The sequence below is a fragment of the uncultured Sunxiuqinia sp. genome, assembly GCF_947495665.1.
GTDB classification, from domain to species: domain Bacteria; phylum Bacteroidota; class Bacteroidia; order Bacteroidales; family Prolixibacteraceae; genus Sunxiuqinia; species Sunxiuqinia rutila.
The window spans coordinates 616,152-639,391 of record NZ_CANLZV010000001.1; the positions used below are offsets into that span (position 1 = coordinate 616,152).

Genomic DNA, 23,240 nt, shown 5'->3' on the forward strand with positions numbered 1-23,240 from the left:
TTTGTCTTTGAAAATTAAACAATCAAAAACATAAAAGGATGAATCATTGATCCTCGGATAAGAACGCGGCTACCCATTAGGAGACGTATAGCTTGTAATTAAACGAAAAACCTGTTCGGCTGTGTCGGCAATCAGTCCAGGAGCTTGTGCCAGACTCTCTTCAAATGAAAGTGGCCCGTTGGGGAGTGCAAACAATGAGCTGAAACCTTCGTGGTAGAGCTCGTGGTAACGATCGCCCAGTAAGCCGGCGATGCCGATGCATGGTTTGTTGTGTTTGCGGGCAAGCTGAGCCACACCCCATGGGGTTTTTCCCTGTTTGGTCTGATGATCGATTCTTCCTTCTCCGGTAAAGACCCAATCAGCTTCTTGGATGGCTTGTTCCAGTCCGGTTTGCTCGCTGATGATGGAAAAACCAGTACGTAAGGTTGCTCCGGCAAAAGCCACTAAGCCGGCTCCTAAACCTCCGGCAGCACCGCCGCCCGGTAGCTCAGCAACGGTTAGCTGCAATTCTTGTTGAATGATTTTCGCCAAATGCTCCAGGTTCTGGTCAAGTTGGGAAACCATGGCTGGCGTGGCTCCTTTCTGGGGACCATAAACTGCCGAGGCGCCACGGGGGCCGGTTAGCGGGCTGTTCACATCGCAGGCCGCCACAATCTCGGTTTTTTTCAGAAGTGGAAAGACGGATGACTGGTCAATGTGGTGCAGTTGACCCAAGTACCCGCCTCCTTCGGGGATTTCCTGCTTGTGTTGATTGAGATACCGATAACCCAGTGCCCGCGCCATGCCGGTTCCTCCGTCGTTAGTGGCACTGCCTCCAATGCCGATAATCAGTTTCCGACAGCCCCGCTGCATGGCATCTTTCATCAGCTGCCCTGTGCCTCGCGTTGAAGTGATTAGCGGGTTCCGATCTTCAGGCTTCAGGAGCTCAATACCGGAAGCTGCAGCCATTTCAATAACGGCAGTTTGCCCGTTGTCCACCATGCCGTAGCGGGAATCAATTTCTCTTCCCAAAGGGTCAGTAACTCGACAGCTTATTGGGGTACCTTCTTTTATCGAAAGCATGGTTTCCACAAAGCCTTCACCACCATCTGCTAGCGGAATGCTTCGGATTGTTATGTGGGGATTCACTCGTTTGATTCCTTCCGCCAAATAATTCGCTACTTCAGCGGCAGAGAGACAGTCTTTGAACGAGTCGGGAGCCAGGAGTATTTTCATTTCAGCTTGATTTTGAAGTTAAATTTAGCAGAATGAATTGAATTCTTCGTAACCTGCAGGATAATGCCGGAAAATTAACGGATTTCAAAGCCGGTTAAAGACTCTGTCGGGTGTTTTCTTATCGATAATGATTCGCTTATTTTTTCTGAAAGGGTGGAGATTGTTTTCAACTTGTTATTTTTGTCTGAGTAAATTATAGTTACATTTAATTTGACCAACTAATGAAACGTTACCTTCTGTTTTTTCTATTTGTATTTTTTATTTCTACTACGTTTGCAGCCCGGGTTGATACCCTGAAAGTAGAAAGTGCTGCAATGATCAAGACGATTTCAAACGTCGTGATTCTTCCTGAGGGATACAGTGCTGAAAGCGAAAAGCTACCGGTTATTTACCTGTTGCATGGCGCAGGAGGCAATCATACGGACTGGGTAAGCAAAGTTCCGGCCATTAAAAACTATGTCGATCAATACAATTTGATTATTGTTTGTCCGGATGGCGGTGTTACGAGCTGGTATTTTGATAGTCCGGTTGATCCGGCCATGCAATACGAAACGTATGTCTCCAGTGAATTGGTGCGTGCAGTAGATCAAAAATACCAAACAATTGCCAATCCTGCTGGCCGTGCCATTACGGGGCTTAGCATGGGAGGTCATGGTGCTTTTTACCTGTCTTTTCGTCACCAGGATATATGGGGGGCTGCCGGAAGTATGAGTGGGGGATTGGATATTCGACCTTTCCCAAACAATTGGGATATCCCCAAGCGCTTGGGAAGCTATGCTGAAAACAAAGCCATGTGGGAAGAAAACTCGGTAATCAACCTGGTTTACTTGCTGGACGGACGAAAATTGAAGCTGATTTTTGATTGTGGTGTGGATGATTTCTTCTACGGAGTTAATCAACGGATGCACCAGAAACTGCTGGAGCGAAATATTCCACACGAATACACCGAAAGACCCGGAGTACACAATTGGGAGTACTGGGCCAATTCAGTAAAATACCACTTGTTGTTCTTTCACGACTATTTTGAAAAGAACCCCTAGAGCCGATCAAGTTCCTTATTATAAAGTGGATTGGGATCCAACTCAATTTTAATCGAAATGTTTATGGGGTGTTAAGTCAGTAAGGCTTAAACGAGAATTGTTCGGGCCTCGGGTTTAAATTTACTTTAAATCAGAAGGACTCTCTGTGCCAACTGGTCCTTTACTCCGATTTTAGGTTATTTTTGCAGCAGATGATCCTAAATATTAAATAGTAATACGATCCTAAAAAATTAATAACATGACCATTAGTGCATTACAAAAAGCCAGGGCTCAATATCAGCCTAAACTTCCTAAATCATTGAAAGGTGCCGTTAAACTTGTTGATGGTGCTGCAACTGAATCGGTTGCTGATCAGGAAGCGATCAAGAACTTATTCCCCAATACTTATGGAATGCCAATTATTACCTTTGAAGAAGGTACTGATGCGGAGAATTTTGCTCCTGTGAATGTTGGTGTTATCCTTTCAGGTGGCCAGGCTCCCGGCGGACACAACGTGATCTCTGGTATTTTTGATGGAATCAAAAAACTGAATGCAGATAGCAAACTATACGGCTTCCTGGGTGGTCCGGGAGGATTGGTAGACCATGAATACATTGAAATTACTGCCGAATACCTGGAAGCATACCGCAACACAGGTGGTTTCGACATCATTGGATCAGGTCGTACGAAATTGGAAGAAGAAGCTCAGTTTGACAAAGGACTTGAGATTTTGAAAAAACTGGACATCAAAGCACTGGTTATTATCGGTGGTGATGACAGTAATACCAACGCTTGTGTGTTGGCTGAGTACTATGCCGCTAAAAAAGCAGGTGTTCAGGTAATTGGTTGTCCTAAAACAATTGACGGTGACTTGAAAAACGAAATGATTGAAACATCATTTGGTTTTGACACCGCTGTAAAAGTATATGCTGAATTGATTGGTAACATCCAACGTGATGCAAACTCAGCTAAAAAATACTGGCACTTCATTAAACTGATGGGACGTTCTGCGTCGCACATTGGGTTGGAAGCTGCCTTGCAAACACAGCCAAACATCACTTTGATTTCAGAAGAAGTAGCTGAGAAAAAGCAAACACTGGATCAAATTGTAGAATACATGGCTAACATCGTTATCAAACGTTCTGAGAACGGTGATAACTTCGGTGTAGCTTTAATTCCTGAAGGACTGATTGAGTTTATTCCAGAAATGAAAGTTCTGATTGGTGAATTGAATGATTTGCTGGCAGAAGGAACTAAAACAGCTGAAATCTTCCAGGGAGTTAAAAGAAGCTACCGTCGTGAGTGGGTGGCTGAGAAAATTTCAGAAGAATCAGCGGCTGTGTACCGTTCATTACCATCCGGAATTGCCAACCAATTGACATTGGACCGTGACCCACACGGAAACGTTCAGGTTTCTTTGATTGAGACTGAAAAACTGTTGGGTGAAATGGTAAAAGCCAAATTGGCCGAGATGGCAGAAAAAGGTGAGTTTAAAGGTAAATTCGGAACTCAGTACCACTTCTTCGGCTATGAAGGTCGCTGTGCTGCTCCTTCTAATTTCGATGCTGACTACTGCTACTCGTTAGGAACAACTGCTTCTGTATTGATTGGTGCAGGAAAAACAGGATACATGTCAAGTGTGCGCAATACCACTGCGCCTGCTGAAGAGTGGATCGCTGGTGGAGTGCCAATTACGCAAATGATGAACATGGAAAGACGCCATGGACACATGAAGCCCGTAATTCAGAAAGCTTTGGTTGAGCTGGATGGCGCACCATACAAATACTTGGTAGCTAACCGCGATAAGTGGGCTGTTGAAACCAGCTACTTGTACCCGGGACCAATTCAATACTGGGGACCAAGCGAAGTTTGTGACCGTACAACAGTTACCTTGAAACTGGAACAAGAAGCAAAGTAATTTGCTGATTAAGCAATATAAAGAAACCCTCCCGAATGAATTCGTGGAGGGTTTTTTCGTTTGTTGAAGGGCTTTGTTATCTTAAAATAAGCTCAGGATTGCCTTTGAATTTGGTAAGCTCCCAAATAATTGCCGTGTCGCAGGTAAAGTAAGCCACCGTGAATAACCGGGTGAGCAAAATGCTCCTTGCTGCCCTTTGTTAGTTTGAACGAGCTTCGTGTTCTTAAGCCCTCAGCACTGGCTTCAAGGAGTGAAATGGTTCCTTTATCGCCATAGAAGAAGAGTTTTCCATCAGCCTGAATGGTGCTTCCCCGCCCAATTTTTAGGCTGTCGGTTTGCATGCCGGTCTCGCAGTCAATGGCAATAAACAGATTTTGACGATGGCTGCTGGCATAAAGGTGGTTGTTGGCCAAAACAAAGCCTCCCATGTAATTGTCCAGGTTAGGTGTTTGCCAAAGTTGTTCGATGCCCGTTGCGTCTTCATTGAGCTGCAATTTCACTCCACAGTTGCCATCGCCGGCCGAATAATAAATGGTGCCTTCATTAAACAGGATGGTGTTGGCATGGGTGTCGCCTTTCCCGGGAGCGCGCTCTTCTGGTTTCGTATTTGTTTGCTCCTGCGACCAAAGTAGTTGGCCGGTTTCTGCATCAATGCCTAAAAGGTGATAGGCCGAAAAAGTTGCAAGAATCTTTTTTTCACCCCATTCAAACAGCAGGGGAGAGTTGTATCCGGGGCGTTCTCCAAAGCCAGCACTGGACCAAACCAGTTCGCCCGTAAAACGGTTGAGGGCAACGACATTGTGCTGTTCGCCTCCCGGCTGACAGTAAACCCATTCATTGTTTACCACCAGTGCCTGTGAAAATCCAAAGCGGGGACAGGTTCCCTGAAGATCAGTAACCATATTTAAGGACCACAGTTGCTCTCCGGTTTCGGTATTCATGCAGGAAATATCGCCCAGACCAGAGCACACATAAATCAGGTTATCAGCGAGGGTAGGGGCACCGCGTGAACCCTTAAAATTGGTGGTCCATTCTTTCCCATAAACCGAGCGCCATACTTCACGGCCGGTATGGTCAAGCTTAAACAGATAACCAAGACTATCAATTTCTCCGGTGGCGTAAACAAATTCGTCGCTAACAATTGGGCTGCTGTAGCCGTTGCCAAGCGATTCAGTTTCCCAAACGACAAGCGGTCCTTCATCGGGCCAGCTTGCCAACAAATTAGTAGCAGGGTAGTTTCCTGAGCGGTTTTCGCCACGCCACTGCGTGATTTCGGGGCCTGACTTGCAGCTAACCAGACAGGCCAATAAAAAGAGAACAGCGAGTTTTTTCATACGGTAGTGAAAATTGGTTGAGTTTTTTCTTTACAAGTATGAAAAAAGGGGCAGGCATTACAGCTGATCGTATGAAAAACTTAATCTGTCAGTGAGTTATCAATCCAGTTCCGGAAAGTTTGAATTTCCAAAAGAACGCTTGCCCGGTCCAGCTTATGATTGGGGTTTATAGGTACTCCATCCGCATGGTTTTGTGTGTAAACAAAGGCTTGCTTACGGCCGGTTTTGCATTCAACAGTTTGAAGTTCCCGCCTGTACATTGGCACTTCTTCCCAAAGGTCCAGAATAGCAAGTTCCTGTTCGGTTACAGCAACTAATTTTCCGGAGACTTGCTTGCCGTTTGACGGTTTTACAAAAAGATAACCCGTGTCTGGGTTGAGCAGGCATTGGTAGCCGTGTAATTGCGCAGTTTGATATTCTGCTTTCCGTTTTAGCAGGTCTTCAAAAAATTCCGGATCGCCAATGGTTCCATAAGTAAAAAGCAGAAATTCTCTCATTGTATCCAATTTCGTTCAAATTCCAAAAGTAGCAGCTGGTTTTCAACCGATTTAATTAACCAGGCTGCTTTTCGATCATCCGGATTATTTGTTAAATTTAATGGCATTGAAATGAGGTATCAATACTAACCACTAAAATTAAACAATTATGACTAGTCGTCGCGATTTTCTTCGAAGCTCTGCAGCCTTTGCAGCTGGAAGCATGTTTGTTCCTATGCTTGCCTGCGGTGGTTCAAAAAAAATAATTGGACTTCAACTCTATACGGTTCGCGATAAACTGAAAGCTGATCAAGAAGGAACGCTCGCAAAACTGGCTGAGATCGGTTACAATTCTCTTGAAGCTGCCGGCTACAACATGAATGATCGCACTTTTTACGGCATGGTTCCTCAGGCTTTTGCAGATCATGTGCATAAGCTGGGAATGCCTTTGCATAGCTCACATACGGTTTTTGAGTTGGATCAGGCTGAGGTGGTTTGCGAAGATGCAGCCAAAGCGGGGTGTAAATACATTATTTATCCTTACTTGCCGGATAACCTGAGGCCAAACCTGGATGGCTATAAAGCGACTGCTGAAAAATTCAATCAAATGGGAGCAATCGCACAAAAGCATGGGTTGCAGTTTGGGTATCATAATCATGCCTTTGAGTTTGAAGAAATGGAAGGGCAGATTCCGATGGATGTGCTGATTAGCCAGACCGATCCCGATTTGGTGACTTTTGAGCTGGATTTGTACTGGACAACACGTGGCGGTTTTGATCCGGTTGATTATTTCAAGAAATTCCCCGGACGTTTTGGCCTTTGGCACGTGAAAGACATGGTTACTACTGATGATCAGTTTTTTGCGCCCGTGGGGAGTGGACGCATTGATTTTGAGAGAATTTTTGCTGAAAAGGAAACAGCCGGAATGAAGTATTTCTTTGTGGAGCAGGACAGTTTCCGCGATCTTGATCCTTTTGAAAGTGTGGAAATTAGCTTGAACTATCTGAAACAAGCAAAATTTGTTTAAATTCGTTCATTCATTATAATTTAAACCCCCGCCATAAATCCTTTCTCTCACCTTACCGGCGGGGGATTTTTTTGTCCTTATTTTTTTTGCTGATTTTAGGAAGATAATCGTTTGATCCCGCTGAGAACTAGTTGTTTTTGTTCTCTAATTTGGCGAAATAGGCCAATTGCATATCCAGTTCTTCCGTGCTCGGGACATCGTTGAAGTGCCATTTTTCCATAATCGTTCCATTTTTAATCAGCATCAGCCCCGGGTTTGAACGAATCATGGTTTTTAGCGTGATTTCATCGGCATTGAATAATTCGAACCGAATGTTATTGTCTGCCCGAAACGCTTCCATATTATCGGTTAATGAAGAGGTCAGCCCAATGAAGTTCATGTTATTGGCTTCGGCATGGTCGGCCAATTGGTTGATGGCTTCCATTTGAGACAAGTCCGTTTCTTCGAGGTTGTAGGCGATGAAGAAAAAGGTATAGTTGTCATCGTACAGGAAGAAATCTTTGATGTCTTCGCCTTCCGGCGTTTCAATGAAAAAGTTATGAATCGGTGGTTCATAGCCTTTCTGAACCAGCACCGGATCATCCATCGATACAAATTCCCAGTTGACGGTATCCTGCCAGGGGTAATTGTCCTGATTGAATTTTTCAACGACTCCGGTGTTTTTGTTTTTGTAATGAAAGGTATTCTCATAAACATCTTTGGGAGCTCCTTCCGGAACCTGCATGCTTTCAGGAATATTCACGCCGATTTTGTAAGGGCGAAAGTCCATAATAGGCAGGTGGTTGTAGGAGTAATCAACCAGGTAGGCAAAAACAAAAATGGTTGCCCCTGCCATAATGGTTGCAATCAGCGGGAAATAGGCTGGTTTGTATTTCTTCCGATAAGCAAAAACCACGATGGCAAAAGCCATGAGAACAATGTTTTTCCCGAATGTTTCCCAATTGGTCAGAGTCAGGGCATCGCCAAAACAACCGCAATCGGTGACCGGATTGTTGATTGCAATAACGAGCGTCAGGATGGTGAAAAAGCCCATCATGACCAAGCTCAGCAACGAAAAAAGAGCGATAAAAACGTTTAGCACAAGCGCTACACCAATGATGAATTCAGAGGCTGAAAGCAGGATTCCGAGCGGAAAAGCAAGGTGGGTGAGCGATTCCATGCCCCAGGCATTGAAATAGTCGGTAAACTTGTAGGCCATTCCATAAGGGTCAATCCCTTTTACGAAGCCCGAAAAAATGAACAGTAAGCCTAATACGATGCGTGCGATGTGCCAAAAAGTTTTCATTTAGTTATTCTTTAAATTCAAGCTTTATTAACGCAAAAACAGCATAATTGATCATATCAAGATAATTGGCATCGATCCCTTCCGAGATGATGGTTTGTCCGGCATTGTCTTCAATTTGCTTGGTGCGCTTGATTTTCATTAAGATAAGGTCGGTGATGGAGCTGACTCGCATTTGTCGCCATGCCTCATCATAATCATGATTTTTATTAAGCATGAGGTTTTTGGCCTGGTTAAAATAATTCAGGTACAACTCATGGGTTTCTTCGTAGCTCAGGTCATCCTGGTCGGCAATGCCTTTTTCCAGCTGAATCAAAGCCATGATGCAGTAGTTGATGATGCCGATGTATTCGGAGCGGCTGTCTTCGGCTACCTTCATGGTTCCTTTCATTTCAATGCTTCGAATTCGCTGTCCTTTAATGAAAATTTGGTCGGTCATGGAGCTGGGGCGCAGAATTCGCCAGGCAACACCATAATCTTTCATTTTCTTAAGAAAGATATCTTCACAAATTTTGATGACGTGGTTGTATTGTTGAATGGTTTTTTCCATGTTTTGCTTTTTAATATTGGGCCATAAAAATAGAAATTAAATGCGTATTTTGTTGGCTTTATCTTACTTTTGTAGTTGGTATTGTCTAACTCCTCAAATTATTATGTTTTATGTTGGTCACAAGTTCGACGAGTAAGTTTTTTAAACGAAAGCATTCAATTAACCTCAATGGTCAGTTGATTGATCTGAGTAACCCAATTGTGATGGGAATTTTAAACGTAAGTTCCGACTCGTTTTTTGATGGAGGCAAGTATGAAACCGAAGATGCGATTCTACGCCGGGCTGAGCAGATGATCGAAGAAGGCTTGACGATTATTGATATTGGAGCAGTTTCTACACGTCCGGGCTCAGGTGCTACATCAACCAAGGAAGAACTATTGCGTTTGTTGCCTGCGGTGGCAGCCATACGGAAACGGTTTCCTGAAATTCCGGTTTCCATTGATACCTTTCGCTCGTGGGTGGCTCTACGGGTGGTGGATGAATGTGGCGAATGCATTGTTAATGACATCTCTGGTGGCGATTTTGATGAGCATATGTTTGACACGGTAGGTAAAATGGGGTTACCTTATATTTTAATGCATATTCGTGGCAATCCGCAAACCATGCAAGAGAACCCGCAATATGACGATATTATAAAGGATATTTCCAAATATTTTTCAGAGCGCGTGCGGCGTTTAACAAAGGCGGGTGTGAAAGATGTCATTCTTGATCCGGGCTTTGGCTTTGGAAAAACCGTTGACCATAATTACGATTTGCTTAACAGGCTGGATGCCTTTAAAGTTTTCCAATTGCCGGTTTTGGTAGGAGTTAGCCGGAAATCCATGATTCAAAAGTTACTGGATGTAGATGCAGCCAATAGTTTGGGTGGAACAATTACAGCAAACACCATGGCGCTGCTGGGCGGGGCTGATATTTTACGGGTGCATGATGTGAAAGAAGCTGTTGAATCCGTTCGAATTTTTACCAAGCTGAAAGAAGTAGCTAGCGTATGAACCTATTTATAACCTTACGATTTCTTGATGTTTTAGACATTTTGCTGGTGGCCTTTCTGCTCTATCAGCTATACTTGCTCATTAAAGGAACCGTAGCGTTCAATATTTTCATTGGCCTGTTCTTAGTGTACCTTTTTTGGTTGTTGGTACGCGCTTTAAACATGGAGCTTCTGGGATCAATTATGGGGCAGTTTATCGGTGTGGGTATTTTGGCACTCATCGTTGTTTTTCAGCCCGAAATCCGTCGCTTTTTGCTGCTTATTGGTAGTAATCCGCAAGTGAAAAGATTCTTGAGTGTTGAAAAACTCTTTAGCTTCGACAAGACTCGAGTCGCTTCAGGGCAGCATTTACGCATGCTTTCCAGAGCCTGCGAAAATATGGCAAAGACGAAAACAGGGGCTTTAATTGTTATTGCGCAGGACTCGGAACTGAAAGATTATGTGCGGACCGGAGAAAAAATTAATGCCCGGATTTCGGATGCACTGCTTGAAACCATCTTTTTTAAAAATACCCCTTTGCATGACGGCGCGGTAATCATTAACCGAAACAAAATTGCTGCAGCCCGCTGTATTATGCCATTAACCAATAAAGAGGATCTGAACCCTTTGCTGGGGCTGAGACACCGCGCAGCGGTTGGAATTACAGAAAACACCGATGCTGTTGCCATTGTTGTTTCAGAGGAAAATGGTCATATCTCTGTTGCCCGACAGGGTAAACTAACACAGAATATATCTGTTATTGAACTGAGTAATATTTTGGAGGACATTATTATTGAGATAGACGATGTTGACTAGCCTGAGACATATTCGAATCCTACAATCCGGTAGTTTTGAAGTAGACCTGCTGGATTTGATTTTTATTGTTTCCCTTTTAATTTTCAGTTTTTTTCTGCTCCAATTTCTTCATCGCCTCATCAGTAGGTTAAGTGATTCGAAGAAACTTTCTTCCCGCTTTAAACGCTTTTTGCATCAGGGGGCCCGTCTTTTTGTTAGTGGTACCTTTTTGCTTTTATTCCTGAAGGTGCTTGATGTGCAGGTTTCTACGGTGTTTAATTATGAATTGTATGCCGATGAAAAGTTCCAGTTTCGGATCTACAATATTTTTATCATACTCATCTTACTCTATTTCATAAACGGGCTTTCGTTTGCGGTTGAATACTGGTTTGATGCCCGCATTGAAAGCAAGAAACTGGATATTGGCCGAGGCAAGTCTTTTCTCCAAATTGTAAAATACCTCATTTGGCTGGTTGGAATTATTATCCTCATTGGCAGTATGGGGTTTAAGGTGACCCTTCTGATTGCGAGTATTTCAGCCTTGTTGATTGGCGTTGGATTTGGGTTGCAGCATATTTTCAACGATTTCTTTTCTGGAATTATAATTCTGTTTGATGGCTCGGTAAAAGTCAATGATGTGGTGGAGTTGGAAGGTGTTGTTGGGCGTATTTTGGACATTGGCCTGCGTGTATCCAAAATTCTTACCCGTGATAATGTCGTTATCATTGTCCCGAATTCCCGTTTCACAGGACAGGAAGTCATCAACTGGAGTCACAATGCTGATGTCACGCGTTTCTTTGTGTCAGTGGGAGTGGCTTATGGGTCTGATGTCAGACTGGTTGAGCGCATTTTGCTGCAAGTAGCCAAGGAACATTCGCAAGTTGTTAAAACCCCGGCACCCTTTGTTCGGTTCAAGGATTTTGGGGAATCTTCGCTTGATTTTGAGCTTTATTTCTGGACCGCGAATGATTTTCTGGTTGAGAATATTAAGAGTGATATTCGTTTTGAAATTGACAAGCAATTCCGGGAGAATACGGTTGAAATACCATTCCCGCAACATGATCTTCATCTGAAAAGTAAAAGCTTCGATTAGTTCGTCAGTGAATGTGGTGCTGGCTTAATCATTAAAAACGTCCGGGGTGGATTCCTCCAACCCGAACGAATAATTGCAAATCTTAAAACTGGTAGCTTAAGCTAAAGTTGAAACTCCGTCCTGGTGAATAGATCGGGCGGCTTTCAGCACTTCTCACCGAGCGAGCCAAGTGTTCATAGTAGGCTTTATCAAACAAATTCTGAACAGCAGCTGTTGCCTGCAGACGATTAAACAGGAGATAAGAAATTTTCAAATCGATTAAATCGAAAGCTGGGGTTTTGGTTTCTCCATAAGTCGTAGCAATGCGGTTTTGCTCAAAAGCATGTCGATAGCTAATCTCGGTTCGTAGCTTTTCATCAACAAACTTTCCAAGCAAGCGATAGCGAAATTCCATCGGAGGAATTTCGGGTAGTGCTTCATCAGTTGTCGTGTTTTCTCCGTGCGTGTAAGCCAGCGTCGCCACTTGTTGCCAATGCCGAGTAAGCAGTTGTCGCCAACTGAACTCGAATCCGGTAAGTCGAGCCTTATCTCGGTTTACAAATTGACGAACGCCTGGTGACGAACTCATACGGGGTTGCAAGTCTTCTCGTATTTCAGAGCTGATATAGTTGTTTACAAAAGAGGCAAACAAGTTCAGGTCGATAGCTGTTTGGTCCGTTTTGTAGTTGAAAACCAAGTCGGCTTGGTTATTGGTTTCAGCTTTCAATTCCGGATTTCCAAGCATTTCATAGGGATCAACTCCAATGGGGAGAAAATTGATGTAGCGTTCGGCCAGCCCCCCGCTTCGTTGGGCACTTCCGAGCCAGAGTCCCATCGAAAAGTGCTCACTGATTGTTTTTGTCCCTCCCAAACTGAATGAAGGATTTAGCAGGTCTGAGCTCATGTCAGAATAATTCTCTGCAAACTTTTCGTCAGGATTGCCGGCTTCTGCATGGTTTAGCTCCAGGCGTCCGGAGAAAACCAAATGATAGCCTTGCCCTTGATGATGATATTCTGCAAACAAACCATTTTTCCGGATCGAGGCATCTTGCCAAACATTGTCAAGCATGGTCTGTCCTTTCATAGGTCCCATGAGTAGGTTTCGTTCGCGTGTTCCTTCTGCTTTTTCATAGCGCATGTCTGTTCCTATAAAGAACCAGTCATTGTTAAGGTCAAACCTTAATTCGGTGCGTCCTCCGGCATTGTTTGTTTTTGCTGCTGTGCTGGCGTCAACCATTCTGGGGGTGATTTCCTTATCGAAATTATCCATCAGGTGATCGACCCATGTCGCATAAAGAGTCGTATTCCATGAGGAAAGCTTGCCATTGTAAAACAAGGCTTCGTGCCCTAAATTCAACAGCCAGGTATCATCTTTTCGCAAGTCCATCGGTAGAGCGGGGAAATCCACATCTTTGGCATAGTTATTTGAAACCAATAGATTTAGTTGTTGTGTTTGACTGAGCTTAAATCCGAACTTTCCTCCAAAATTGGTTCGATAAAAACGAGCAGGAACGCTAAGTCCATCGCCATCGGTATAATCATCTCCGGTGGATAAAGCACCAAATAAACGAAGGTCAACAGCTTTATTGCTTAAGCCAACAAGGGCTTCCGACCGGCTGATGGATCCATTGGTTTCAAAGCTGCTTCCCAATCGTCCGCCCAGTTTCGCTTGCTCGGAAAAATGAGATGGTGCACTCTTAAAGTTGATGGTTCCACCAAAGGCACTTCCATAGCGAAGGCTGTGTGGTCCTTTTAGCACTTCTGCCTGAACGATCATATTTAGTGGAATTTGACTGGATGCGGGGTCCATGCGATTAGGGCAACCCGCAGTTGCACTCTGCGTTCCATCAATGACCAGGTTGAGCTGATCATATTTAAAACCACGGAGTACGGGGTCGAAACCATAAGCTCCACTCTTGCGGATGCTCGAAATGGCACTGAATTGCTCCAATACCTGACCGGCATCATGAGCGAGTTTATCCTGGATTCGAAAAGTCATTTTTTCCTGTTCACCGGCTTCTGGATGAATACTTAAAAAAGTAACAGGTTGTAAATTGTGGCTTTTGGGACTTAGTTCCAACACCTGTTTTTTGATGGCTTCAGCAACTTCTTCAGGCGTGAAACTCAGCTTCCCATATTGAATGTGTGAAATGATTAATGGAACATCTTCTTGATAAACGAATGAGATTTCACCATCGATGGATGAAATGCCTTGTTTTGAGCCGTAGGCATAATTGGCATTTTCAATTGGTTGACGGGTATCTTCATCAACCAGTTTTAAGTAGGGCGTTTGCGCTTGCAGTGTAAAACTGAGAATTAACAAGCTAAGTGCCACCCCAATTCGTTTGTAAAAACGATCAAATAATTGATTCATTATGAATTGAATTAAGAGTTTGTATTGATTTTAGTGCTGATTAGCGACTAAAAAGCGTATTCGATAAAAAATCAGGCTTGATCTTTCGGAGGGTGAAAAAGCGAATAGGCTAATAAAACTCCTTTTGTGTAGACGATTTGATAGCCAATGATTTCAGAACTTGGGAATTGTCCTTGTGTTATTCCGGAGTCATCGGCAAATAATTGGATTTCGTATTTTTTGTTCTCTGATTGGGGAGCTTCCTGTTTTTGCTTTTCGTGTTCTTCCAGCTTGTTTTTTAGCTGGCAACATCCTTGGCAGTTTGAGTCGGGGATATCTTTTTCGATACACAGAAATTCTGCAATATAATCCTGGTTAATTTTAAACGAAAGATAAATGGCAGCCTCCGCCATAAAATGCAGGCTAAATGCAAAAATGAGAAGGTATGAGAAAATCGGCCTAATTATCATCGTGAAGAATAACTTTCTTTAAAGCAAAGGATTGCTTGATTATTTAACCCCAAAGACAAAGATTTCTGTAAATTGTTCAGAACGAATGTCAAATTATGATTTAGACTATTTGTGAAAAGACATTGAATGTTGATGGAATAAGTAGTTTTTTTGAGTAGGCTCTTCGAATTTGAATTATCGATTGTATTTTTAGCCCTTCAATAATAGCCAATGTACACACAAGAGGAAGCAAAACAACTGCGGAAAGATTTCTGGATTCTTTTTGGAAAACGATGTAAGATTGTTCCCGAATTGCAAGAGAAAGGGAAAAAATGGATGTTGTATGACACCAAAATAACAGGGCTGGACTTGAAGTTTGAGGTTGACCGCAGAGCTGCCCGTGTAATGATTGAGCTGAACCATCGGAATGAAGGCAAGCGACTCGATCTGTTTGAAAAGTTACAATCGTACAAGGCAATTTTGGAAGATGGCTTTGAGAATGGATTGATTTGGGATTTCTTGTTTATACGCGAAACCGGAAAAGAAGTGTGCCGGATCTATGTGGAGCAGGAAGGTTTCGATATTCATCGCCAAAACCAATGGCCTGATATTTATAACTTTTTCATTGAAAACATGCTCCGGTTAGAGACCAACTTCCTGGATATTCGCGATATTTTGAAGGAACAGGAATGAGGAAAAAACTGTTAGCATGCCTGATGCCTGAATGCTATGAAAACGTTTTCGTTATAAGCTTCTGAGGGGACTGTTTGTTGGGGATTTGAGGAAAACTTGATCGTTAAAATGGGAGAAGTAAAATCTCATTGTCGATACAAATTAGTATCATTGCAGTAAGATTAGCAATACCTAACAATGAATACATACCTAAACGATAATGTTGCTATGGTCGAGGTTGCCAAAGGAGACCTTAAAGCTTATCGTTATCTTTTTGACCATCATTTTGCAGACCTCTGCAATTTCCTGTTGATTTATTTACACGATAAAAACCTTGCGGAAGAGCTTGCGCTGGATATTTTCGCTTATGTGTGGGAAAAGCGGGAAGACATCGAAATAAAATCATCGTTTCGAAATTACTTATTTACAGCTGCTAAAAACCAGGCAGTATCCTATTTCCGAAAACAACAAAAAAACTTCTTTACAGACCTTGGGCTTGAAGCTCCAGATGCTGTTGATCCCATTTCAGCTGAATATATTTTAGAGAATGAGGAATTACAGCAAATGATCAATAATGCAATCGATAGCTTACCCAAACAAAGCAAGCGGATTTACCAAATGGCTTGGGAGCAAAATCTTTCGTACAAAGAAATCGCGGATGAACTGGGTTTAAGTGTAAAGACGGTGGAGAATCATGTTGGAATAGCCCTGCGGAAACTTCGCGAAAAACTACGGCCCTATTACAAGCAAATCTTCGCTTTCTGGATCATCTCTAATTTTTTTTAAAAAAAAGCATTTTTTGCTTGAGGGATTCATGAGGTATCTGCGACTATAAGAATAAACAGCCTGGTTAAAGCAGGTTGGAAAAATAATTTGTCAATGAAACCGATGAATCAAGAAAAAATACCTTGGGAGATTATTTCAGCCCAACTCAAAGGCAATGCTTCTTCTCAGCAAAAAGAGTTGCTGAAAGATTGGTTGAGTGAGTCTGATGAAAATGCGAAGACTTATCAGCAGATTTTATGTGATTGGCAAATCTCAAATCAGAAGGTCAATTTTTACTCACCCGATACTGAAAAACTATGGGGTAAGCTACTTACCCGAATTGAAAAGCAACCTCAAAAACGTTTCATTCCACTTCGAGTTTATCGTTGGGTCGCTGCAGCTGCGGTTCTTGTCTTGGTTTTCCTCAGTGGAATGTGGATGGGGAACTTTTCCAGCTTTTTTGCAAACGAACAGGTTTACACAACCGTGATCTCTCCAAAGGGGAGTCGCACGCAGGTTATTCTGCCAGACAGCACATGCGTATGGCTTAACTCAGGAGCTGAGATTCGCTACCCAACTTCTTTTAAGCAGAAAACCCGTGATGTTTATATTGTTGGCGAGTGCTTTTTTGATGTGACAAAAGACAAGCAAAGGCAATTTGTTGTACATGCCGAGAAGGTTGATGTTAGGGTGTTTGGAACCCAATTTAATGTTCGGGAAAACGAGAGAAGCAAACAAGTTGATGTGGCACTGCTCGAAGGGAAGGTAAAGGTATTTGGCAAGCAAAACCAACCGCTAACCGAGCTTAAGCCAGGTGAACAGTTTACTTTAGCCAATGGGAAGGGGACAGTTCAACAAGTTTCAAATATTGAACGCTTGGTGGCCTGGAAAGATAACATGCTCATCTTTGTGGATGATCCATTGGAAGAAGTCATTCAGATATTGGAAAGCTGGTATGGGGTCAAAATTACGGTTGATTCACAAATGCTAACAAAGCACAATTATACTTTTAAGGTAAAGACCGAAAGTTTGAGAGATGTGCTGGATCTGATTTCAGTAATTACACCAATTGAATACAAAATTGATGGAGACGAAGTAATGATAAACTATAAGAATAAGTGAAAATAAAACAGGGAAGCGATTAACTCCCCTGCCTTTTTAATGTCGAATCTGAATTTGACAGGTATCCAGCCGTCTACCAAACAAATTGGAACCTTTAAAATTCAAAAACTAATCATTCAAAATTATGAAAAAAAAATGGTTTGAACCTGCATTGGGACTCCCCCGATGTAAAAAACTCTTTCTAATCATGAGACTGACTCTTTTTCTTGTGCTCGGTATCGTCATCAATTCCATGGCTTCCGGATTTGCACAAAACACAAAATTGAACCTAAATCTCGAAAACAAGCAGATTCGTGAAATTCTGAACGAAATTGAAAATCAATCGGAGTACACCTTCATGTACGATAATCAAAAGGTTGATGTGGAAAGACGGGTAACAATTCGCGTCAATACAACTTCTATTGAAAAAACCTTGGCTCAAATTTTTAGAGATGAGCAAATTGATTTTCGCATTATCGATCGCCATGTGATGATTTATCCTAAGGAAGGGAATGGAGTTGTTCAACAACAGGTGAAAATATCAGGACAAATTGTTGATATGGCTGGACAGCCTTTGCCCGGAGTAACTGTTTTGATCAAAGGAACCAACCAGGGAACAGTTAGTGACTTTAATGGAGAATACACCATTGCTGATGTTCCGGTGGAAGGCGTATTGGTATTTTCCTTTGTGGGGATGAAGACGCAGGAAGTTCAGGTTGGAAGACAATCCGTGATCAATATTTCGATGAGCGAAGATGCCATTGGCCTGGATGAAGTTGTGGCGATTGGTTATGGAACACAGAAGAAGATTAACTTGACCGGAGCTATTGCGACAATGACTAGCGAAGACTTAAACAAACGCGTAATCACCAGCCCTGAGTCAATGCTGCAAGGGAAACTTCCGGGATTGCAGGTGATTCAAAATTCAGGAGAGCCTGGAAATAACTCCAATTCGTTGCAAATTAGAGGACTTGGAACTTTTGATGGAGCAGGTAAAAATCCATTGGTATTGATTGACGGAATTCCAGGAGATATGTCATCCATCAACCCAAACAATATCGAAGCAATCACCCTGCTGAAAGATGCTGCTTCAGCTTCAATTTATGGATCGCGGGCTGCCAATGGTGTGATTTTGATAACCACCAAACAAGGAACTAAAGGACAATTGTCGGTTGAATATGGTTTTAACCTGGGGAATTATTCACCAACTGTATTGCCAGACTTAGTTACGAACTCGGCTGATTATATGGAATTGTATAATGAAGCGATGGAGCATACCGGAGGACGTCCGGTACCCTATACGGAAGAGGAAATTAATACGTATCGAAATGCCACCGACAGGGATAAATACCCCAATACCGACTGGCTTGATTTGATGGTTAATCCAGCCTGGGTGCAAAATCATTTTTTGCGCATGTCCGGTGGTACTGAGAAGACGACTTACAGTGTAAGTTTTGGTCTCAATGATGAGCCAGGGGTTATGAAACCTTTCTACTACAAGAAGTATAACACGCAGTTCAATATTACGTCATCTTTGGATGACCGTATTACTTTTGGAGCAAATGTTGGCTTGAACTACGACATTACGGACCGGACACCTGGTGGCGGTACTGACCAGTATGCAGTTATTCTTTCGCAAGGGCCAACTTACAAGCCTAAACTTCCCAACGGCGACTATGTGAAGAATGCTTTTCTCGATGAGTACGAAAATAAGTTTCAACCCAATCCTTATGCGATAATTGAGACAACCTCAAGCAATACCAAAGGATTTGGCATGCAAAGTAGTGCTTTTGTTGATGTTAAGCTGGCTAGCTTCCTTCGTTGGACAGTTAAGGGTGGAATCAACATTAACAATACCAAAAACAAAACCTGGTACTCTGACGGCGTTAAAACCTATCATTACAATACGGGAGAATACGCCGAGCTTCTGGCATATGGAAAAGCTGGGTTGTCAATCTCTCAGTTTAACGACATTCAGCCCGTTTTGTATTCTCATTTAACCTTTGATAAAGATTTTGGGAGTCATAACCTGAAAGCACTTGTTGGATACCAGCAGGAAAGTTACAAGTATGAAACGCTCGGTGGTTTCAGAGAAGGCTTTTTTAACAGTTCAGCACAGGAATTGGATGCTGGATCAAGTAATGGACAAACCGTAAACGGAACGTCAGAGGAATGGGCGATCTTGTCTTATTTTGGACGTTTGAATTACAATTTCAAGGAAAAGTACCTGTTTGAAGTGAATGGAAGATACGATGGCTCTTCCCGTTTTAGCCAAGACAACCGTTGGGGGTTCTTTCCATCGATGTCTGCGGCCTGGCGAGTATCTGAAGAATCATTCTTAGAAGATGTTCAGTCCTTATCAAACTTAAAAGTTCGTGCTTCATACGGCGTGTTAGGTAACCAAGATATTGGCTATTACCCTTACCAGGATATTCTTTCAATTATTAAAGGGTATCCTTTTGATGGAGCTTTGGTGTCAGGTGCGAAGCCAACTTCAATTGTGGATCAGAACATGAAGTGGGAAACCACGCAGATTTATGATATTGGGTTTGACTTGTCGCTGTTTGACAGCCGCTTCAACTTTACATTCGACTGGTTCAACAAGTTTACCTATGATATTCTGAGAAGAAAACAGGTTGGTGGCTTCTATGGCCTTCAAGGACCGGTAATTAACGGTGGTGAGATGAGAAATACCGGATATGAATTTGACGTAAGTTATACGGATAATATCGATGAGTTTAGATATGGTTTGTCGTTTAACTTGCAAAGTTATAAGAATGAGGTAGAGAAATTTGGAGAAAAAGAGATTTCAGGAAATACCATCATTGAAGAAGGAAGACCTTGGAGAACATGGTACATGTATGAATGGGTTGGTATCTTTCAATCACCGGAAGATGTAGAGAATTCAGCAACTCATCCAAATCAGCCTAAGCCTGGAGATATTAAGTTCAGAGATGTGGATGATAACGGAGTTATTGATCAGAATGACCGGGTTTATATGGATGGTGCTTTCCCGAAATTCTCCTATTCGTTTAACCTTAATGCATCATGGAAAAACTTCGATTTTAATGCTCAGTTCTTTGGCGTTGAAGGACGGAAGTTGTATCTGAATGAACAAGGAATGGACCCATTTTATAAAGGAACACCTCCTTCTAAAAAATGGTTGACAGACCGTTGGACTCCCGAAAACCCAACCAATGAGATGCCTGCTATTTATGCTGGTTTCTATCATCGGGCTATTGAAGGATCTTACTCAAGCTACTATTTGCATAATGCTGACTTTTTGAGATTGAAGAACCTTCAAGTTGGTTACACCTTACCTCAACGACTTGTGTCTAAGCTAAAGCTTAAAAATGTACGAGTTTACTATTCAGGAGATAACATTCTGACGTTTAGTAAATTGGATGGGGTTGATCCGGAGCGGGTTTCTAATAGTGGAAAATATGCCGCTTATCCACAAAACAAAGTACACTCTCTTGGAGTGAATGTCAAATTCTAATGTTTTAAAAAGCAGTTGATATGAAAAAGATAATATACCATATTGGAGTACTAGCAATCGTACTTGCTTTGTCGTCTTGTCAAGATAATTTTCTGGATCGAAGTCCCTTGTCAGCTATTTCATCCGAAACTTTTTGGAAAAGTGAACAGGATGTGATGGGGGCACTTTCAGCCTGTTATGACCCACTAAGTCCTGTCGGCTGGGAAGCCGGATTTGGAGGACTTACTGCTCAATGGGAAGCACTTTCGGATGATGGATATACTAATGCCGGCTGGCCAAGTAACTTTCCGGCACCTTCTCGTGGACTAATTGAGTCAACTACCGGAGGAATTGTACGGGATTGGTACTTCTTAAATTATAAAGCCATTGCAACTTGTGATTTCTTCCTTCGCAATATTGATTCGGTTGAAAAACTGGATGAGACCGTCCGCAAACAGTATATTGGCGAAGTGCGTTTTTTAAGAGCGCTGTACTATTCTCGCTTGGTTAAGGTGTATGGCGGCGTTATTATTACAGGCGAAGTTGATATTGATAATATGGACTTGCCTAAAAACACGCGTGAGGAAGTTGTTAAAGAAGTGTTGGATGATTTGGAATATGCCATAGCTAACCTCCCGAATACAGCCTACTCAGGAAGAGCTGTAAAAGGATCAGCACTTGCCCTAAAAGCTCGTGTGTTGATGACTGAAAGTCGTTGGGCTGAAGCTGCTCAGGCGGCGAAGCAAGTGATCGATGATAAGAAATTTTCACTGTCGGATGATTTTGCCGGAATGTTCAATGGCCAAAGTCAGGATGGAAATCCGGAAATCATTTTTTCTTCCGTTTATACAGCTCCTGATAAAGTAAGCCATTTAGATATCATGTATGGTAGTTGGCGTTCTTGTTCTCCTTTGCAAGGATTGGTTGATGCCTATGAATGTAAAGATGGTAAATCAATCTCCGAGTCTCCTTTATTTGATCCGGAAAACCCATATGAAAACAGAGACCCGCGCCTTGACTTAACTATATTTCTCCCTGGTGAACCATGGGAATATGGAAATGGTGTTGTCGATGAGGTGTTTCTAACAACAGGCTTTGCCTGGGAAAAGTATATCGATCGCACACAGGCTCCTGTTACCGGCACTATTAAAAGTGCACAGGATGTAATCATTTTACGATATGCTGATGTGTTATTGATGTATGCCGAAGCTAAAAATGAAGCAGATGGCCCTGACCAGTCAGTTTATGACGCCTTGAATGAGGTAAGGGCAAGAGCTGGAGTTGATATGCCTGCAGTCTCAGGTTTGAGCAAAGAAGAACTTCGAGAAAAAATAAGGAATGAACGAAGAGTTGAGTTAGCCATGGAGGGGATCAGGTACTTTGATCTTAAACGATGGGGAATAGCACATACTGTGATCCCTCAAATTGAAGATCCAGGTGTTACACGGATTTTTGAACAAAAACACTATCTGTGGCCTTTTCCACAATCCGAGATTGACATTAATGATAACTTGGTACAGAATGACGGTTACTAATTGGCTATGCGTATCTGCTTAGTTCTCGATAAAGTAATGTCTGTTTTAAAGAGATTACCTTATTGACGAAAATTTCTCGGATACTTATTTAAGATTACAGAAATAATAACTCCATGGTGTGGTTAAAAGCGATTGTTTTTATCTTACGCCATGGAGTTAATAACTATATACACATAATGAGCCTCCTGTATGTTTTTGCTTAGCAAACAACGTTATAGGCTTGAGATCTCTTTGTTCTTATAGAGTTGCATTAAATTGCACTGAATGGGAATATGTGTTGGCTTGTTAAAAATGATTTGAACCCTTAAAATACGATTTACTCATGAAACGTTTACTACTACTTCTTTCAATTGCATTGTTGACAATAAACTCAGGCTTTTCTCAATCGCCGAAAGAGCAACTAAAAGTGATTAGCTACAACATTTGGAATGGTTTTGACTGGGGAAAAGATGATGCCCGCCGGGCAGAACTGCAGCAATGGGTCGCCGGGCAACAGCCCGATGTGGTGGCCTTGCAGGAACTCTGTAAATACACGCCTGAAAAGTTGAAGGAAGATGCCAAATCGTGGGGACATGCTTATTCGGTATTGCTTAAAACCACTGGATATTCGGTGGGGCTCACCTCTCGATTTCCCATTGAATTGAAGGAAAAGCTTTTGGAGGGACTGCATCACGGAGCCTTGCATTGCCAATCAAATGGCGTTGACTTTTTGGTGGTTCATCTGCATCCCGGTAGCATTCAAAGGAGAAGGGATGAAGCGAAATTATTGGTCCACAAAATTGAAGAGATTCGCGAGCAGAATCCCCGCTATATGGTGATGGGCGATTTCAATGCACATTCGCCTTTTGATGCTGATTTGTATGATCCGAACGGTCCTTTGTTGACTCGAATGAAAAAGGGCAATCAAGGAAAAGGACTGGAAGGCAACTTGGTCAATGGCGATTTTGATTATGCGGTTATTTCTTCTTTTCTGTCATTGCCTTTAGGGGATGTCGTTCGTAAGCACACACAGGGAATGGCTCAGCGCGGAAGTTTCCCGGCAAGGGCGCTGGCTGCCGTCAATAAGGAAGAGCCAGAGTCATTGGACAGGCGTAAAGAGCGAATTGATTATATCCTGGTGTCTCCGGAGCTGGAGCAGCAATGTGTGAAAGCCAGGGTTGGCAATGGCGAAGCTAACTGGTTATTGTCCGATCATTATCCGGTGATTGCCGTGTTTAGTGCCGAATAGT

General features: G+C 42.6%; 19 protein-coding genes. 12 read left to right on the forward strand and 7 right to left on the reverse strand.

Going from position 1 to position 23,240, the window contains the following annotated elements:
* Window positions 1–69: 69 nt before the first annotated feature.
* Window positions 70–1,215, reverse strand: a complete 1,146-nt coding sequence (locus Q1A18_RS02685) for a glycerate kinase (protein ID WP_299577072.1) — start codon at window positions 1,213–1,215, stop codon at window positions 70–72.
* 221 nt (window positions 1,216–1,436) lie between these two features.
* Between Q1A18_RS02685 and Q1A18_RS02690 the strand changes: the two genes are divergently transcribed.
* Both Q1A18_RS02690 and Q1A18_RS02695 read left to right on the forward strand, forming a co-directional pair.
* Complete coding sequence (locus Q1A18_RS02690) at window positions 1,437–2,255, forward strand: alpha/beta hydrolase family protein (protein WP_299577074.1); 819 nt, start codon at window positions 1,437–1,439, stop codon at window positions 2,253–2,255.
* Between the two features lie 238 nt (window positions 2,256–2,493).
* Window positions 2,494–4,152, forward strand: coding sequence for a diphosphate--fructose-6-phosphate 1-phosphotransferase (locus Q1A18_RS02695; RefSeq protein ID WP_299577076.1), 1,659 nt, complete (start codon window positions 2,494–2,496; stop codon window positions 4,150–4,152).
* A 92-nt stretch (window positions 4,153–4,244) separates the two neighbouring features.
* On the opposite strand, the gene Q1A18_RS02700 is transcribed toward Q1A18_RS02695, so the two are convergent.
* The gene (locus Q1A18_RS02700) at window positions 4,245–5,486 is read right to left on the reverse strand and encodes a PQQ-binding-like beta-propeller repeat protein (RefSeq protein ID WP_299577078.1); all 1,242 of its coding nucleotides are present in this window, start codon (window positions 5,484–5,486) and stop codon (window positions 4,245–4,247) included.
* Between the two features lie 80 nt (window positions 5,487–5,566).
* A complete protein-coding gene (locus Q1A18_RS02705; RefSeq protein ID WP_299577081.1) occupies window positions 5,567–5,983 on the reverse strand; it encodes a gamma-glutamylcyclotransferase family protein in 417 nt (138 codons plus the stop codon).
* 148 nt (window positions 5,984–6,131) lie between these two features.
* Here Q1A18_RS02705 and Q1A18_RS02710 point away from each other — a divergent pair, with 148 nt between their 5' ends.
* Entirely contained in the window at window positions 6,132–6,989 is an 858-nt protein-coding gene (locus tag Q1A18_RS02710) for a TIM barrel protein (RefSeq protein WP_299577083.1), read from the forward strand.
* A 127-nt stretch (window positions 6,990–7,116) separates the two neighbouring features.
* On the opposite strand, the gene Q1A18_RS02715 is transcribed toward Q1A18_RS02710, so the two are convergent.
* Window positions 7,117–8,274, reverse strand: coding sequence for a BT_3928 family protein (locus Q1A18_RS02715; RefSeq protein WP_299577085.1), 1,158 nt, complete (start codon window positions 8,272–8,274; stop codon window positions 7,117–7,119).
* Window positions 8,275–8,278: 4 nt separating this feature from the next.
* A complete protein-coding gene (locus tag Q1A18_RS02720; RefSeq protein ID WP_299577087.1) occupies window positions 8,279–8,821 on the reverse strand; it encodes a DUF1599 domain-containing protein in 543 nt (180 codons plus the stop codon).
* Between the two features lie 110 nt (window positions 8,822–8,931).
* Between Q1A18_RS02720 and folP the strand changes: the two genes are divergently transcribed.
* The 3 genes from folP to Q1A18_RS02735 all read left to right on the forward strand — a co-directional run bounded on the left by folP (window position 8,932) and on the right by Q1A18_RS02735 (window position 11,679).
* Window positions 8,932–9,813 (forward strand): dihydropteroate synthase, encoded by an 882-nt coding sequence (gene folP / locus Q1A18_RS02725; protein WP_299577089.1) that lies wholly within the window; start codon window positions 8,932–8,934, stop codon window positions 9,811–9,813.
* Complete coding sequence (gene cdaA / locus Q1A18_RS02730) at window positions 9,810–10,607, forward strand: diadenylate cyclase CdaA (RefSeq protein WP_299577091.1); 798 nt, start codon at window positions 9,810–9,812, stop codon at window positions 10,605–10,607. The genes folP and cdaA overlap by 4 nt, the downstream gene beginning before the upstream one ends.
* Window positions 10,608–10,815: 208 nt before the next feature.
* Window positions 10,816–11,679 (forward strand): mechanosensitive ion channel domain-containing protein, encoded by an 864-nt coding sequence (locus Q1A18_RS02735; RefSeq protein WP_299577093.1) that lies wholly within the window; start codon window positions 10,816–10,818, stop codon window positions 11,677–11,679.
* A gap of 82 nt (window positions 11,680–11,761) precedes the next feature.
* Here Q1A18_RS02735 and Q1A18_RS02740 read toward each other — a convergent pair whose 3' ends face one another.
* Window positions 11,762–14,032 (reverse strand): TonB-dependent receptor, encoded by a 2,271-nt coding sequence (locus Q1A18_RS02740; RefSeq protein WP_299577095.1) that lies wholly within the window; start codon window positions 14,030–14,032, stop codon window positions 11,762–11,764.
* Window positions 14,033–14,103: 71 nt separating this feature from the next.
* Window positions 14,104–14,481: a hypothetical protein gene (locus tag Q1A18_RS02745; protein WP_299577097.1), complete on the reverse strand. Its 378-nt coding sequence runs from the start codon at window positions 14,479–14,481 to the stop codon at window positions 14,104–14,106.
* A 210-nt stretch (window positions 14,482–14,691) separates the two neighbouring features.
* Between Q1A18_RS02745 and Q1A18_RS02750 the strand changes: the two genes are divergently transcribed.
* From Q1A18_RS02750 to Q1A18_RS02775, 6 genes are all read left to right on the forward strand, one after another.
* A complete protein-coding gene (locus Q1A18_RS02750) occupies window positions 14,692–15,153 on the forward strand; it encodes a DUF4268 domain-containing protein (RefSeq protein ID WP_299577099.1) in 462 nt (153 codons plus the stop codon).
* A gap of 177 nt (window positions 15,154–15,330) precedes the next feature.
* Window positions 15,331–15,918, forward strand: a complete 588-nt coding sequence (locus Q1A18_RS02755) for an RNA polymerase sigma-70 factor (protein ID WP_299577101.1) — start codon at window positions 15,331–15,333, stop codon at window positions 15,916–15,918.
* A gap of 93 nt (window positions 15,919–16,011) precedes the next feature.
* Window positions 16,012–17,019 (forward strand): FecR family protein, encoded by a 1,008-nt coding sequence (locus tag Q1A18_RS02760; protein WP_299577103.1) that lies wholly within the window; start codon window positions 16,012–16,014, stop codon window positions 17,017–17,019.
* A 187-nt stretch (window positions 17,020–17,206) separates the two neighbouring features.
* Entirely contained in the window at window positions 17,207–20,497 is a 3,291-nt protein-coding gene (locus Q1A18_RS02765) for a TonB-dependent receptor (protein ID WP_299577105.1), read from the forward strand.
* Window positions 20,498–20,517: 20 nt separating this feature from the next.
* On the forward strand, window positions 20,518–22,011 hold the full coding sequence (locus tag Q1A18_RS02770) for a RagB/SusD family nutrient uptake outer membrane protein (RefSeq protein WP_299577107.1): 1,494 nt from the start codon (window positions 20,518–20,520) through the stop codon (window positions 22,009–22,011).
* Between the two features lie 322 nt (window positions 22,012–22,333).
* Complete coding sequence (locus Q1A18_RS02775) at window positions 22,334–23,239, forward strand: endonuclease/exonuclease/phosphatase family protein (protein WP_299577109.1); 906 nt, start codon at window positions 22,334–22,336, stop codon at window positions 23,237–23,239.
* Window position 23,240 lies beyond the last annotated feature (1 nt).